This window comes from Kineococcus auxinigenes (genome assembly GCF_050871525.1).
Taxonomy (GTDB): Bacteria; Actinomycetota; Actinomycetes; order Actinomycetales; family Kineococcaceae; genus Kineococcus.
This window is the reverse complement of record NZ_JBKBCT010000157.1, coordinates 1-747: the sequence shown is the minus strand read 5'-3', so window position 1 is coordinate 747 and position 747 is coordinate 1. Positions and strand designations below refer to the sequence as shown.

Annotated in this window: 1 pseudogene; it reads left to right on the top strand. The window is 61.0% G+C overall.

The features are described 5' to 3' along the window. Window positions 1–747: pseudogene (locus ACRYR9_RS19765) on the top strand (hypothetical protein); the annotation flags it as partial.

Here is a 747-nt window from a genome sequence, read left to right as displayed (position 1 = left end):
GGACCATCGACCCGAATGGACTGAATCTCGTCACGCGCTACCAGTACGACGCCAAGGGGGAGCGCGTCAGTACGACCGACGCCAACGGTGTTGTCACTCAGGTTGCCTATGACCTGAAGGGGCAGGTGGTCAGTCAGACGGTGGATCCGACTGGACTGAATCTCACCACCACGTACACGTACGACGATGTCGGCCATGTTCTGACCGTGACCGACCCGAAGGGTGTTGCCACTGAGTACGTATACGACGCGCTGGGCCGACGGATCGAGTCGCATGTCGACCCAGCGGGTCTGAACATCACGCGCAGCTATGCCTACGATGCTGACGGCAACGTCGTGGCGGCGACGGACGGCAACGGAAATACCACCCGCTATGTCTACGACGCAGACAGTCGCCTTGTCTATACCGTCGATGCTGCCGGCGATGTTCAGCAGAATGCCTACGATGCACAGGGGCGTCTGACTACTACCACCGCCTATGCAAACCGGGTCAGTCTCTCGGGCCTAGCCGACGCTCCTACGCTGGTCGATGTCGCCGGTCGTATCAATGCAGATCCGGCACACGATGAAGCTCAAAGCCGGGTGTATGACGCGGACGGCCGCCTTCACTACACGGTCGACGGCGCTGGCAGCGTGGTCCGGTATACCTACGATGCCAATGGCAACGTCGTTGACCGCGTTGCCTATGCGAATGCGATTCCAGCGGGCACGCCAGCAACGGAAACGGCATTGAGCGCCGCTGTGGCCG